General features: G+C 60.2%; 13 protein-coding genes. 7 read left to right on the top strand and 6 right to left on the bottom strand.

Annotation, left to right across the window (positions count from 1 at the left end; translation table 11 throughout):
• Window positions 1-70 precede the first annotated feature (70 nt).
• The 4 genes from EL234_RS03205 (at window position 71) to EL234_RS03190 (ending at window position 5,072) form a co-directional block, all read left to right on the top strand.
• Entirely contained in the window at window positions 71-2,092 is a 2,022-nt protein-coding gene (locus EL234_RS03205) for a VanW family protein (RefSeq protein WP_126416112.1), read from the top strand.
• Between the two features lie 73 nt (window positions 2,093-2,165).
• Window positions 2,166-2,489 (top strand): ferredoxin, encoded by a 324-nt coding sequence (gene fdxA / locus EL234_RS03200; protein ID WP_126416111.1) that lies wholly within the window; start codon window positions 2,166-2,168, stop codon window positions 2,487-2,489.
• A 2-nt stretch (window positions 2,490-2,491) separates the two neighbouring features.
• On the top strand, window positions 2,492-3,649 hold the full coding sequence (dapC, locus tag EL234_RS03195; RefSeq protein WP_126416110.1) for a succinyldiaminopimelate transaminase: 1,158 nt from the start codon (window positions 2,492-2,494) through the stop codon (window positions 3,647-3,649).
• Between the two features lie 91 nt (window positions 3,650-3,740).
• Complete coding sequence (locus EL234_RS03190) at window positions 3,741-5,072, top strand: citrate synthase (protein WP_126416109.1); 1,332 nt, start codon at window positions 3,741-3,743, stop codon at window positions 5,070-5,072.
• 74 nt (window positions 5,073-5,146) lie between these two features.
• Here the strand turns inward: EL234_RS03190 and EL234_RS03185 are convergent, their stop codons facing one another.
• The 3 genes from EL234_RS03185 to EL234_RS03175 are packed head-to-tail and all read right to left on the bottom strand — an operon-like array spanning window position 5,147 to window position 7,972.
• Complete coding sequence (locus EL234_RS03185) at window positions 5,147-5,623, bottom strand: NUDIX domain-containing protein (protein WP_126416108.1); 477 nt, start codon at window positions 5,621-5,623, stop codon at window positions 5,147-5,149.
• Window positions 5,616-6,275 (bottom strand): Maf family protein, encoded by a 660-nt coding sequence (locus tag EL234_RS03180; protein ID WP_126417231.1) that lies wholly within the window; start codon window positions 6,273-6,275, stop codon window positions 5,616-5,618. The genes EL234_RS03185 and EL234_RS03180 overlap by 8 nt, the downstream gene beginning before the upstream one ends.
• Window positions 6,275-7,972: a DUF885 domain-containing protein gene (locus EL234_RS03175; protein ID WP_126416107.1), complete on the bottom strand. Its 1,698-nt coding sequence runs from the start codon at window positions 7,970-7,972 to the stop codon at window positions 6,275-6,277. The genes EL234_RS03180 and EL234_RS03175 overlap by 1 nt, the downstream gene beginning before the upstream one ends.
• A gap of 141 nt (window positions 7,973-8,113) precedes the next feature.
• On the opposite strand from EL234_RS03175, the gene EL234_RS03170 reads away from it, so the two are divergent.
• The 3 genes from EL234_RS03170 to EL234_RS03160 all read left to right on the top strand — a co-directional run bounded on the left by EL234_RS03170 (window position 8,114) and on the right by EL234_RS03160 (window position 11,266).
• A complete protein-coding gene (locus tag EL234_RS03170; RefSeq protein ID WP_126416106.1) occupies window positions 8,114-9,193 on the top strand; it encodes an adenylate/guanylate cyclase domain-containing protein in 1,080 nt (359 codons plus the stop codon).
• A gap of 75 nt (window positions 9,194-9,268) precedes the next feature.
• On the top strand, window positions 9,269-9,946 hold the full coding sequence (locus EL234_RS03165; RefSeq protein ID WP_126416105.1) for a response regulator transcription factor: 678 nt from the start codon (window positions 9,269-9,271) through the stop codon (window positions 9,944-9,946).
• Between the two features lie 3 nt (window positions 9,947-9,949).
• Window positions 9,950-11,266, top strand: a complete 1,317-nt coding sequence (locus EL234_RS03160; RefSeq protein WP_126416104.1) for an ATP-binding protein — start codon at window positions 9,950-9,952, stop codon at window positions 11,264-11,266.
• 51 nt (window positions 11,267-11,317) lie between these two features.
• Here the strand turns inward: EL234_RS03160 and EL234_RS03155 are convergent, their stop codons facing one another.
• From EL234_RS03155 to EL234_RS03145, 3 genes are read right to left on the bottom strand one after another with little or no spacing between them, the layout of a single operon-like run.
• Window positions 11,318-11,773, bottom strand: coding sequence for a GtrA family protein (locus EL234_RS03155; protein WP_126416103.1), 456 nt, complete (start codon window positions 11,771-11,773; stop codon window positions 11,318-11,320).
• Window positions 11,774-13,060, bottom strand: coding sequence for an LCP family protein (locus EL234_RS03150; RefSeq protein WP_241969069.1), 1,287 nt, complete (start codon window positions 13,058-13,060; stop codon window positions 11,774-11,776).
• Window positions 13,057-14,244 (bottom strand): LCP family protein, encoded by a 1,188-nt coding sequence (locus EL234_RS03145; protein ID WP_164712315.1) that lies wholly within the window; start codon window positions 14,242-14,244, stop codon window positions 13,057-13,059. The genes EL234_RS03150 and EL234_RS03145 overlap by 4 nt, the downstream gene beginning before the upstream one ends.
• Between the last annotated feature and the right edge of the window lie 39 nt (window positions 14,245-14,283).

The following is a 14,283-nucleotide window of genomic DNA, read 5'->3' as shown; positions in this document are numbered from 1 at the left end:
GGCGGCCTTTATCGAAAGTGTCGGTGGCGGCCGGTAAAATTTAATGTGACACCTTATAAGGAGATAGTACGTGCCACACAAGCCCCATGAGGATGACAACCTGCTCGATGCGTTGAACAAACGCCTTGGCGGTGAGCCTTCCGAGCCCGAAACGGCTTCGCAGGCGCCAGTTGGCGGTGCAGGTGATACGCCGGAGGAGCCGGACACGCAGATCCTTGCCGGCGATGCCGCAGCTAAGCAGACGACGCCGGAAGGGCCAGCTACGCAGGTTGTCGAGGCTGGCTCGGATGAACAGGGCGGCTCAGGCAGCTCGGGCAGCTCGGATGAACAGAGCGGCTCGGGTGACGAAGGCGAGTCTGGCGATGAGAACGGCACGGGTGAGGGCGTGAAGGCGAAGAAGAAGCGCCGCTGGCCGATTGTTGTGGGCGCTGTTGTTGCTCTCCTTGGGCTTGGCTATGTTGGTGCTGCCTATGCGTTGCAAGACCAGATTCCCAAGGGGATCACGGTCTCAGGAGTGCCGGTTGGCGGGATGTCGAAAGACGAAGCGTATGCCGCGGTGGATACCGGCTTGGCAGAAGCTGTGACCACCCCGCGTCAGGTAACTCCAGCGCCGGTCGCCGGCACTGATGAGCAGCCGGCTCCAGACCACGCGCCTACCGCCGAGGTTGATCCGGCCACGATTAGTTTGGCTGTGGATCTTGATGAAACGTTTGATGGCCTCGTGGGTTTTTCTCTCCATCCGAAGAAGATGCTCGCGCACGTCATGGGCGGAGCGAACATTGATGCCGTGCTGGCCACGGATGAGGCCGCGCTCAACAGCGAGGTGGATCGTCTAGCCACAGAGCTGGCTCTGCCTGCACAGGACGCGGGGCTCACAATTTCGGGTGCCGCGGCGAGCGTCCAACCGGCGAGCTTGGGTGTTGACGTGGTGAAAGACGACGCCGGAAAGGCGATCACGTCCCAGTGGTTGGCCGGTGATGCGCCGATCCAGCTCCCCACAAGTGCGGTTGAGCCCGAGCTGACCACGAAAGAGATGGAAGACTTCGTGGCGGAAGCTGTGGCGCCGCTGCTGTCTGGGCCTATTTCGATCACGGTGAAAGAGACGCTCATTGAGCTCTCACCGGAGCAGACGGGTCAGCTTATCCAGTTCAGTGCGGAAGGTGGCACGCCGTCGCTGACCGTCAATGAGGAATCGTTCGCCCAGCTGGTCGGTGAACACACGGGCGAGGTGCTTTCGGTCGCAAAGGATGCGACCATCGCGATTGAAGCGGGCGCACCGGTTATTACCCCGTCGCAAGACGGCGAAACGGTTGATTTTGCGAAGCTGTCGGAGGGCCTGCTGGGCGTGGCTAACAGCGGTGATCGTACCGTCGTCGCTGAGATCATCACGCAAGAGGCCGAATTTTCTACGGCTGATGCCGAAGCGCTCGGGATTAAAGAGGTCGTCTCCTCGATTTCGACTCCGCTCACGTCCGATTCGGTGCGTACCACGAATCTTGTGGTCGGCACGGCAAAGATTAATAACACGCTGGTCAAGCCGGGTGAGCAGTTCAATCTTGGCGATGCGCTTGGCCCGGTTGATGCCGAGCACGGATTCGTATCGTCTGGCGTGGTGGCGAACGGGTTTAATTCGACGGCGATGGGCGGAGGCCTATCTCAGTTGTCCACGAACACGTTCAATATTGGTTACCGTGCCGGGATGGTTGACGTGGCACACCGCCCGCACACGAAATACTTTTCCCGCTACCCGGCCGGTCTTGAGGCTACTTTGTGGGGCGAGCAGATTCCGATGATCTGGGAAAACAACACCCCGTATGGCGCGCTCGTTGAGGCGTGGGTTGAGGGCGGTCAGGTCCATACCCGCTTGTGGTCGACCAAGTATTGGGATGTGGAAGTGTGGCAGGGTGAACGCCACTCTTATGTTCGCCCACAGTCGCGAGTGAACACCGCTGCTGATTGTGAGCCGCACGGCGCTGGCGAGTCGGGTTTTTCGATCACGGTTGGCCGTAAGGTGTCGTTGAACGGGGAAGTCAAGGAGGATTCCAGCTACTCCTGGACGTACGAACCTGTTCATGCTGTGACCTGCGGTTAAGCCGGTCACGGTGAGCACAACAGATATGTATTAGATTGGTTCTAGAAAACGTTAAAACTTAGGGAGGTTGAGTGTGACGTACATTATCGCGCAACCGTGCGTCGATGTGAAGGATCGGGCTTGCGTTGATGAGTGCCCAGTCGACTGCATTTACGAAGGCGAGCGCATGCTCTATATCCACCCCGACGAGTGTGTGGATTGCGGCGCCTGTGAGCCGGTGTGCCCTGTGGAAGCTATTTACTATGAGGATGACACTCCGGAAGAGTGGTCGATGTACTTCGCGGCGAATGCTGAGTTCTTCGATGACATAGGTTCGCCTGGTGGTGCTTCGCAGATGGGACCAATCGGGAAGGATCACCCGCTTATTGCCGCGTTGCCGGAAGGTATTAACGATTAGCTGTGGCGTTCTATACTGATTCGCTGCCTGATTTCCCGTGGGACAAACTGGTGCCCGCGCGCAAGCGGGCGGCGGCGCATCCGGGCGGGGTCTGCGATCTGACGATTGGTACGCCGGTTGATGACACTCCGGGCGTCGTTCAGTCCGCGCTGGGTGCGGCCACGAACGCGCACGGCTACCCGCTGGTTGTTGGAACACCTGAACTTCGAACTGCAATCCGCGACTGGATGGCGCGCCGCAGGGGGATTACCGCGCCGGTGGAGATCCTGCCCACGATCGGCTCGAAAGAAATGGTTGGCCTGCTTCCGTCGCTTATTGGGTTGGGGCCGGGTTCGCGAATTGGTTTTCCGCATGTTGCGTATCCAACGTACGACGTCGGGGCGCGGCTGGCTGGAGCCGAACCGGTGTTAGTTGACACGGGTCCGGATGTGGCTGGTTGGCCGACCGATCTGGACATGCTGTGGCTCAACTCGCCAGCCAATCCCACTGGTCACGTGCTGAGTGCGGATCAGTTGCGGGCGATTGTGGCGTGGGCGCGGGAGCACGACGTGATCGTGGCGTCGGACGAATGTTATGCCGAGCTGTGTTGGCAGGGGAGTAGTGCGCCGTCGTTGTTAGCTGACGAGGTGTGCGGCGGCAACGACGCCGAGTCAGTGCGCGGGCTGCTGATGGTGTATTCGCTGTCGAAGCAGTCGAATATGGCCGGGTACCGCGGTGCTTTCTTGGCTGGTGATCCGCAGATTGTGACGCCGATGATTGAGTTGCGCAAGCATCTGGGGTTCATGGTGCCTGCGCCCGTGCAGCAGGCGATGGTCGCCGCGCTCGGGGATGACGAGCACGTGCGCTCCCAGCGCGAGGTTTACGAAGCGCGCCGAACCACGTTATTGAGTGCGTTAGATGGCGCGGGTCTGCACAACGATCCCGATTCGGTGGCCGGCCTGTACCTGTGGGCGCGTGCCGAGGGGGCGTCGTCGTGGGATGTTGTGAACGCGTGTGCCGAGTTAGGGATTGTGGTGGCGCCGGGAACTTTCTACGGTGAGGCGGGCGATGGCTATGTTCGCATGGCGCTCACTGCTCCTGATGCGGTGATTAACGAAGCAGCCCAGCGGCTGGAAAATCTCCCAGAGGCGCTGAAAAGAATTTCACCTGAGATATCTTGACTTTAAGATGGTTATCCTGAGTTGATATCAGGTAGTGTGACGTATGTTGCATCTTTGCCCGCTTGCGGGCGTACAACATGAAGGAGAAGCCATGTCTAGCAATGCACGGGTGATTATCGACGGCAAAGAATTAGAGCTTGAACGCGTCAAAGCTGTAGAAGGCAATGATGGATTCCGAATCGGCCACATGCTTGGGCAGACGGGAACCACAACCCTCGATCCGGGGTACACGAACACAGCATCGTGTGAATCGGAGATCACGTATATCGACGGCGCGGCCGGTATTCTGCGTTACCGCGGATACCCCATTGAGCAGCTGGCAGAGAAAGCCTCGTTCTTGGAGGTCGCGTATCTGCTGATCTATGGTGAGCTGCCGGATGCGTCGTCGCTGGCGAATTTTACGCGGCGGATCAAAAAGCACACGCTCCTCCATGAGGATTTCCGGAGCTTCTTTACGTCTTTCCCGTCATCGGGTCATCCCATGTCGATCCTGCAGGCGGGCATCGCCGGTCTTGGCACGTACTACGAAGATACGCTTGATCCGCTTGATCCTGAGCAGCGCGATTTGGCGTCGATCTTGCTCATCGCTAAAGTGCCCACGATGATCGCGTTCATCTCCAAGCGGGCCACGGGTTTTCCGTTGCTGTATCCGGACTCCACGAAGTCCTACACGGAAGACTTCCTGCGTATGACGTTCGGGTTGCCCTACCAAACGCACGACGTCGATCCCACGATCGTCAACGCGTTGGATAAGTTGCTGATCTTGCATGCGGATCACGAACAGAATTGCTCTACGTCTACGGTGCGTTTGGTCGGTTCGTCGCAGGCGTCGATCTACGCGTCGGTTGCTGCGGGTGTGGGTGCGCTGTCTGGCCCGTTGCACGGTGGTGCGAATGAGGCCGTGCTCGTCATGCTTGATAACCTGCGTGAATCGGATACGGAGATCACCGAGTTCGTGCAGCAAGTGAAAGACAAGCGGAATAACGTTAAGCTCATGGGCTTTGGCCACCGCGTCTACAAGTCGTACGATCCGCGGGCGAAAGTGGTCAAGGAGCTGGCTCACGACATCCTTGGGCGCCTCAAGGGTGATACGGAGCTGTTCGATATGGCGATGGAGCTTGAGCAGATCGCTCTCGAAGATGATTACTTTGTGGAGCGCAACCTGTATCCGAACGTGGATTTCTACACTGGGCTGCTTTACAAGGCGATGGGTTTCCCCACGAAGATGTTCACTCCGCTCTTCGCGCTCGGGCGTCTTCCCGGGTGGATCGCCCAGTATCGTGAGCTCGTGCTTGATCCCACCCAGAAGATCGGCCGGCCGCGGCAAGTGTATGTGGGCAAATCTGAACGGTCGTGGATTCCCATGTCTGAGCGCAGTAAGCAAAACCGCCTGTTTGAAGAGGACATGGACTTCATCGTCTAACGCTACGCGGTCTAACGCTGCTCGGGTGGTTCTGCCCGAGTGACGTTTACTCGTTTGTGACGCTGCCGGTCTGTTTACGGTATGAGCTGTAGCAGATCGGGCAGTGCGTTGCGGAAGGCGGGCAGCAGCTCATAGTCGGTAAGCCTGGATAGTGGAACCCAGATGAGCTGGTCGGATTCTTTGTTGGCGACCACGCGCACGTGCGGGTCGGCCACCTGTGCCACGAATGTTGTGTACGACCAGTCTGGGTGTTGAAGTACGCTGTGTCCGGAGGGATCGGCGAGGTCGTGGAAGCCTGCTTCTTCGGAAAATTCGCGTAGGGCGCCTTGCCACGGTGTTTCGCCCCGGTTGATCGCACCGCCGGGCACCGCCCACGTGCCGCCGTGGTGTGACCATGCCACGCGCAGTTGGAGGAGCATTTCCGGTTCGGTGGCTGCTGGGCGCCACGCGGCGATTCCCGCGGCGCCGAATAGGCCCCAGTGCCGGGCTCCGCACCCGCAGTCAACGAACGCTTCGCCGCGATACAGCCGTTCGGCGCGCTTGTCACGCATCCCAAAAATCCGTGATCGAGTGGCCGAGTTCGCGTAGCAAGCGGCGTAGTAGCGGCAGGGATATTCCGACGACGCCGTGGTGGTCACCCTCGATGCCGTCGACGAACGGCCCACCGTACCCGTCGATCGTGAACGATCCAGCCACGCGCAGGGGTTCGCCCGTGGCAATGTACGCCTCGATTTCTTGCTCGGAGAGTTCGCCGATGTGGACCGTCGTCGTTGATGTTCCGGTGGCGCGTGCTCCGCTTGCCATGTCAATGACGCAGTGCCCGGTGTGCAACTTGCCCGGATTGCCGCTCATGGCCCGCAAGCGTTCGCGAGCAACATCGGGGGTGTGCGGTTTGCCGACCACCTGGCCGTTCATCTCGAGCATGGAATCGCATCCGACGACGACGCTCGGCAACTCCCTGGAATCTGCGCCACCTGCACTGTTGCCGGCTGCGACCTCGCCGTCCAGAAGTTGGCGCGCAATCGCCTCAGCCTTCGCAGTGGCGAGCAACTCAACTTGAGCTTCCGCGCCAAGCCCCGGGTGTGCGGCGAGCAGCCCGTCTTCGTCAACATCTGCAACCGCCACCGAGGGAGTGATGCCCGCCGATATGAGGGTGGCTTTGCGTGCTGGTGATGCTGACGCAAGGAGAAGCGTTTTGCTCATCATGCCTCCGCCGGGCCTGCGAGTGCGTCGCGCATGACGTCCAGGCCAACCGAACCGATCTGCAACGCTTTCATGTGCCAGTCTTTGAGGTTGAAACCTGGGCGCGCTTCGGCCTCTGCACGCAACTGTTTCCACAGCCGGTGGCCAACCTTGTACGAAGGGGCTTGGCCTGCCCATCCCAGGTAGCGGTTGAGTTCGAAGGCGAGGAAGGAACGATCCATGGCCACGTTGTCCTGTAAGAACTGCCAGGCAACCTCACGGTTCCACACAGGGCTGATGTGCTCGTAGCCTGCCGGGGAGGGCTTGCCGAGGTGGAAGCCGATGTCGAGGACTACGCGGGTGGCGCGCAGGCGCTCTGAATCGAGTACGCCCATGTAGTCGGCTGGATCGTTGTGGTAGCCGAGCTCTGCCATGAGCCCTTCGGCATACAGCGCCCAACCCTCACCATGCCCGGAGTTCCAACTGATGTTGCGCCGCCAGTCGTTGAGCGAGTCTTTCATGTAGGTGGCCATGCCAATTTGAAGGTGGTGGCCGGGTACGCCTTCGTGGTAGACGGTGGTCTTTTCTTGCCACGTGTGGAACACGTCCGTGCCGTCGGGGACGGACCACCACATGCGCCCGCCACGCGAAAAGTCGTCCGTTGGGCCCGTGTAATAGATCGCGCCCGTACCCGACGGAGCGATCATGCACTCCAAGGCGCGCAGCGGATCGGGAATATCGAAATGTGTGCCATGCAGGTCGCTAAGCGCCTGATCGGACACCTCCTGCATCCAGGCTTGCAAGTTATCCGAGCCGTGTATCTGGTAGGCCGGATCGGCGTTCAGCCGTTCCATCGCCTCAGTCACCGACACGCCCGGCCCGTACAATTCGCGCGCGATCGATTCCTGTTCAGCCACGATCCGCGCTAATTCGTGTACGCCCCACTCGTAGGTCTCGTCCAGGTCCAGTGTGGCGCCCGTGGAGGAGCGGATGCGCAGCTCGTATCGCTCGCGGCCGAAAGCTTCGTTGCCCACGCCCACGGGCAAGACGTTGGTGCGCAGGAAGTCGGCCAGCGTCGAATAGGCCCCGCGCGCTTGGTCCGCGGCCTCGACCAGGTCGTCTCCCAGGTCGGCGAACATGCCGGCTCCGTGCAGAGCAAGGCTTGCTAGGGGAGAATCCGCGCCGGCGATGGACTCGGCCTGATCGATTGCCAACTCGATCTGCTTGGTCGCAAGCGGAGGGCCGGCGTCGGCACGCGCGGTAAGGCTCTGACTCCACCCGCTCAGCGCCTTATCCACATTGCGCAGACGGCTGAGGATGATCTCCCAATCCTCCGCGGTGTCTTGGGCCATGTTGTCAAAAATCTCGTGCACGGACTGCAGCGGGGTTGCAATCACGTTGATGTCTCCGTATTCGCCGCGATCGTAAAACTCCACGGATCGCTCCAGATCGTCGATGAGCGCGGCCTTGGTGACGGCGTCGACGTCGTCATGCGGGGCGAGCGCCGTGATTTCCCGCAACGTGGAACGGTTAAGGTCAGCCATTGCGGCTTCGCCGTCGGGTGAATAGTCGGTGTAGTCCCGCTCGTCAGCCGTGCCGCGGCCAAGGCTCGTCACGAGCTCTGGCGTGCAGGCAAGAAGGTTGGCGACGTAACGGTTTGCGCACTCGTCTATCGGGGTGTCGGGGCGGGCCGGGCGGCCGGTATCGATACTGCTCATAGGAGTAGAGTAGACTTTTTTGCACACCTCGTGCGAACGCAGGCTGCCGCGTTAGCGAAGTGCGAGGTCAGCGCGGAGCGTGCTTGTGCGGGAAGTGCGCTTTCTATTGGAAAAATCTGTTTATATTGTTAGGGTTGGTGTGTGAGCCAGCGCACAGCAGGGCAGGGTGGCCCTGAGGACGTTCCAACAACAGTCGAAAAGCATGTTCGTCGACTGTTGGACGGGCCTGCCAAATATAACCTGCGCGAGGCTGCCGACCTGGCGAATATGGACACCGATTCTGCACGCCGCTTTTGGCGTGCAATGGGTTTTCCCTACATTCAAGATCCGCTCACCCGGCTGTTCACCGAATACGACGTGGACGTTATGCGCGCCCACCAGGACATGGTAGATCGCGGCCGCACCGATGAGGATACGCAAAACTCGCTCATCCGAGCCCAGTCGCATTTAGCGGACAGGCTTGTGCTGTGGCAGTACGAGGCACTCGTGGAAGAGGCTGAGTCGCGCTATGGGCTTGATGAGATTTCTGCGCGGTACTGGGTGCTCGACCATATTGACGAGTATGAAGAGTTCCTCGTCTATCAGATGAAGTACGCGTGGCGGCGGCATCTGGCGGCGTTCTTGCGGCGTACCGAGGTTGAGCTTGATGATATGCGGGTGGATTCGGAAGGGATGCCTCTTATGCGCGCCCTCGGTTTCGTTGATCTCGTGGCGTTTACCGATCGTTCCGGGCAGTTGTCCCCGCATCAGCTGGTGGATTTTATTCAGACGTTTGAGTTCACGTGCCGGGATGTCATCTCATCGCTGGGTGCGCGGGTGGTGAAGATGGTAGGCGACGCCGTGCTTTACATTGCCGACGATCTAGAAACGGGTGCGGAAGTGGTCTCGGAGATCGTGAACGCCTTGCATGCCACGCCGAACATGCCAGAGGTGCGGGCCTCGCTGGTGTGGGGCGGGATCGTCTCGCGTTTTGGCGACGTGTTCGGGCCCAACGTTAATCTGGCTTCCCGGCTCACAGCGATTGCGCCGGAGGGGGAGATCGTGGTGGATAGGGCTACCGCAGAGGCGTTACAGGAGCTGAACCGGGATAAGTATCAGCTGGTGGAGAACGTCGGCTCTGAACTGCAGGGGATTGGTTACATAGAATCGGCGATCTTGCGGGTGATTCCCGACGCCGATCTGCCCGCCACTGCCGCGCAAGAATTTCGGCAATTGAGGTAGCGATTGTCTACCGGTTTGAATGTTTCTTTACTAAACTGATTGTGATCTGGGATCAACGCGAACAAAGGATACGACATGGCAAAGATTTTACTGGTCGAAGATGACTCAGCAATTTCGGCACCGTTGGTTCGTGCGCTGTCGCGCGAGGGCTATGATGTCGAGCCGGTCGAAACGGGTAAGGCGGCGCTGGCTGCCATGGATAGGGGAGTAGACCTCGTCATCCTTGACCTCGGTTTACCGGACATGGACGGCCTGGAGGTGGCTCGTACTGCACGCAGTCAGGGTAAGGAGTTTCCGATCCTCATTTTGACGGCCAGGTCAGAAGAGATCGACATGGTCGTCGGCCTCGATGCGGGTGCTGACGACTACGTGACTAAGCCTTTCCGCCTGGCTGAGCTTATGGCTCGGGTGCGGGCGCTGTTGCGGCGCGCGGCGGCTGGCGAGGACGATTCTGAAACGTTGCAGGCTCAGGACGTCACGATCGACATCGACGCCCACCGCGCCTATGTTGGCTCGAAGGAACTGCAGCTGACGGGCAAAGAGTTTGATCTGTTGACCGTGCTGCTCAGGGAGGCCGGCAACGTGGTCTCCCGTGAAGCTCTCATGGCAGAAGTGTGGGGCAGTGATTCGGATTCGTCCACGAAGAAGCTGGACATGCACATTTCGTGGTTGCGCCGCAAACTTGGCGACGACGTCAATGACCCCCACTACATTACGACCGTGCGGGGAATGGGTTTCCGCTTCGAGGAGTAGCCAATGCGTCGTCGTGCGATTTCGATGACGACGGCGGCGGTCGCCGTATCCGTGTTGATCTTGGGGATACCGGGAATGATTTTCGCCCTGTCGCTGGCGTGGCAGCAGGCGCACACGGAGCTGAATGATCGGGCGACTGCGGTGGCGACGATCGTTGACCGGTTTGCGTCTGAAGATATTTATATTGGCGAAACGTTGCTGACCAGGCTTGCGGAAAATGGTAATCCGGAGTCGGCGTATATTGACGTGTCGTATCCGGATGGCCACGACGTCACGTCCGACACGCCCGAGCCTGATGATCCGATATCGCAGTCTGTGGTGAGTGCGTCTGGTGTGTTGGTGACGGTGTCGAGCCCGCGGGGCGACGTCGTGAAAACTCTTGCGCTCATGGTTGTGGGTGCGCTGGGGTTGATTCTCACCGCGTTCCTCGTGGGCGTGTTGTTGGCGATGCGTCAGTCGCGGCGAATTTCTGCGCCGCTTATCTATATTGCGGCGGCGGCCGAACAGTTGGGTGCCGGCCGGGTGCGCCCGCACGTCAAACAGTCGGGCATCGAGGAAATTGATTTGATTTCCGATGAGATCGTGCGCAGTGCTGACCGGATGGCTGGCAGGTTGGCGAAGGAACGCCAGTTTGCGGCGGATGCGGCCCACCAGTTGCGTACCCCGCTGACCGCACTATCCATGCGGTTAGAAGAGATCCAATACCTCAGCGACGACGACGCGATCACCGAAGAGGCCGAAAAGGCTCTCGAGCAGATCGACCGCTTGGGCGGCGTCGTTCAAGAACTTATGGCAACCTCGCAATCTGAGGCCGGTGGTACCACTGAAGCGATCCCGTTGAGTCGCGCGTTCCGCCGGCAGCGCGACGAGTGGAGTAAACCTTTCGAACGTGCCGGGCGCACGCTCACCTTCGCCCCGGAATTTGACGGCGCTGTGCTCGCCACGCCGGGGTCGCTTTCACAAGTGCTCGCGACTCTGATCGAAAATTCGCTCAAATATGGTGCGGGGGAAACCACGGTGACGGCCGTCCAGTCGGGTAAGTCGGTCATTATCAAGGTGCGTGATGAAGGTGAGGGCGTGGACGACGACGTCGACGACGAAATCTTCGACAAGGGCTTTTCGACCGGGGGCTCCACTGGGATTGGGCTTGCCGTGGCGAAAGAGCTCGCCGAGTTGGATGGCGGACGGTTAGAACTGACGAACAAGAAACCGGCCGAGTTTACGCTCACGCTGTCCGCGCTACCTAAATCTCTTGATCCCGATCGGGTGCTTCCGCAGGGCGCGCTCGTTGCACTTGGCGCACGCCGAGGCCGGCGTTAGCTTAACGAGTGCTGGCTAACGCTGTTAGCCGGGCTCCGCATGTCGTCCCGGTTATTTGGTGAAGACGACGTACCGGTAGCACACGTAGCGGAACGCCGTGCCGAGTACGAGCCCCACGCCGTTGGCCGCAATGTTGTCGGCTAGTTGGCTATCGAAATTGAGTAGGAATCTGGACACCCACAGGCAGCCCAGGGCGATGAGCATGCCGCCAATGTTAACGAGTAAGAAGAGGATGAACTCGCGGCCCGTGGATTTATCTGACTTGTTGCGGAACGTCCACGCTCTATTCATCACCCACGAAAAGACGATGGAGATCGCTACGGAGATCGTTTTGGCAACCATCGGCGCGTCACCGGGAAGGTTCACAATCCCGGAGTAGGCGAGCAGGTTGAATAGGCCGACGTCGACGACGTACGAGCCGAGTCCGACAGTGATGAACTGGAGGAACTCGATGAGCCATTCGCGCCAGGTTTGCCCGCGTAGCAGGCGTTCGATCAGGCGGTCCACCTAGAAGCTCGCAAAAGATTCGTGTGTCAGCGTGCCGGCGCGCAGGTCCGCCCAGAATTGTTCGGATTCGGGGGCGAGGAGCACGGTTGAGCTGCCTCCTGGCCCGGGGTGGTTGAGTGATTCGATGGGTGGGGAGCCCATAAGGCCGTTCGGGCCGATCGCCGAGCGTAGGGCGAGGCCGGCGCGGGCGACGGTCATGAGGTTTGCACCCTCGTTGACGGTGAGCACGTCGGCTGTGGAGCCGACGAGGTTGCGCTGGGCTATCGGGTTGAGCAGGATCGACGGCGAGAGCGCTTTGCCGATAATTTTGGAGACGACTTGGCGTTGGCGTTCGTTCCGTCCGATGTCGCCTAACGGATCGGAGTAGCGCATCCGGGAAAATGCGAGTGCGGTGGCGCCGTCTGCGTGGTGGCATCCGGCAGTCCATTCGAGGCCGGAGAGTTCGTCGGACACGTCGTAGTCAAGGCAGAGTTCAACTCCGCCCACGGCGTCGGTGAGGTTTTGTACTCCGCCCATGCCGATTTCTACATAGTGATCGACTGTGAGCCCGGTGAGGTCTTCGACGGCTTGCACGAGGTATTCGGGCCCGCCATAGGAATACGTGCCGTTGAGTTTTCCTCGGTTCTCGCTGTCCGGGTAGGTGATGAGCGTGTCACGTGGAAGTGAGACGAGCGCAGTCTTGCCCGATTCTGGTTTGTGCAGGAGCATGATCGTGTCGGCTCGCTGCCCTTCGGTGCCGTCTGTGACGGCGTCGTCGCGCCGATCAGAACCAACAATTAAAAACGTGGTTCCCGGGGTGGCTGGTTTGCCGGATAGTGCGGCAACTTTGGTGAGCCGATCGTTTCCGTAGCTGTACAGGTAAAAACCCCACGCAAGTCCGCTGACGAGCAGGATGAGAAGCAAAAGCAGGATCGTTTTGCCGATTGAGGGCCGCTTGCGAGCCTTCGCGGGAGCCGCAGGTGGCGGGGTGCTAGGCGGGCGGTGAGCGGGCGCGGCCGGTGGTGGCGTGGCATGTGCGGCAGGAGCGGCAGGAGCGGCCTGCTGGCGCCGAGCTGGGGGATAGGCAGGCGGCCGTTCAGCGTTGGCTGGCCCGGGAACAGGCTGTACTTGTGTACCGTCAATCCCTGACGAGGCAGCCGATTCGTGCTGGTCGAAAACTGACTTGCGAACAGGGCGCCGCCGTGGCGCGCCGGACTGTTCTGGAGAGCGCCTGCCCACTTCACGAGCGCCGTCGGCTGACGGGCGTGTTCCGCGGCGACGCGGCTCGAAAGAAGGTGGCTGGGTCATGAATCCTCCAGACGCACTCCGCCTCCCACAGCGGATTGGAACTGCTCAATTTCGGTTTTCGTCCCCTCTAGGATAGGGCTCTGCGCAGAATTTTGGGTCTGAATATCAGGAAGTGGTTGGTCGTGGATGATCGCTTCCCACACCTCGCCGGCCGCATATGCGGGCACGACACGGTGGCCAGCAGGCTCGAAGGGCATGGTCACCATCGTGATGTCGTCGAGGGAGATATTGCGTAGCGAGTACGCCAGGCCTGCCAACTCGGAGATTGAACCGAGGCTTGTGGACGTTTCGACGTGTGCACTGAGGCTTTCCACCATGCCGTACAAAGCGGGCAGGTCGCCAACAAGGTTGAGCGACAGCGCTTTGGTGACGATCGCGCCAACGATCTGTTGTTGACGGTTGATGCGGCTGATGTCCGAGCCGTCACCTAGAGACTTGCGGGCCCGTGCTAGGCCGAGGGCCTGCTCCCCGTTGAGGGTTTGGCATCCGGCGTCGAGCTCAAGGCCAGCATAGGAATCGCTAACGGGTTCGGATAGACACACGTCCACTCCGCCGAGCGTGTTGACAACGTCTTGGAAAGACGCAAAGTCGACCACAACGAACCCGTCAATGTAAATGTTAGTGAGCTCTTCGACGGTGCGGACCGTGCAGCTGGCTGCAGCTCCGACGTCGCCGGTACGCCCACCGATCTCGAACGCCGAATTGAACATGGCCTCGTATTGAGCGCGGGTGCGCGTGCCGTCGGGGAGGACGCACGAGGGGATATCTACGAGGGTGTCGCGGGGGATGGAGACGACGTCGGCGCGCCGCCGATCTGCACTGATGTGTACGAGCATCGTGGTGTCGGAGCGCATGCCGGTGACTTCACCTGCCGCGCCCGAGCCGTCAATATCGGAGGCTCCTGTACGCGCATCGGAGCCCATGACGAGAATGTTGATCGGCCTGCCGCGCGCCCCATCGACTGGGGGCGGTGTGGTCGGCCGTTCGCCGGCCGGGACGAAGTCGCTGATGTCGTGACGTACCAGGTTCGTAGAAATATTGTGATACATCATGGCTGCCGCACTCGCGCCGGTGACTAACGCTCCGATGAGTGCGAGGATAAGGATGCGCAAAACCGCGCCCCATACTGGCGGGCGTTTCCGATGAGCAGGCGACCTGCGCTCTGGCGGCGTTGCGACGTCCATGCCTAAGATCATAACCGGCTCTTTTGTGTGATGGAGTCA

Source organism: Trueperella bialowiezensis (assembly GCF_900637955.1).
Classification (GTDB): domain Bacteria; phylum Actinomycetota; class Actinomycetes; order Actinomycetales; family Actinomycetaceae; genus Trueperella; species Trueperella bialowiezensis.
Note: the sequence above shows the minus strand (reverse complement) of the source record. Positions and strands in the feature narration are given on the sequence as shown.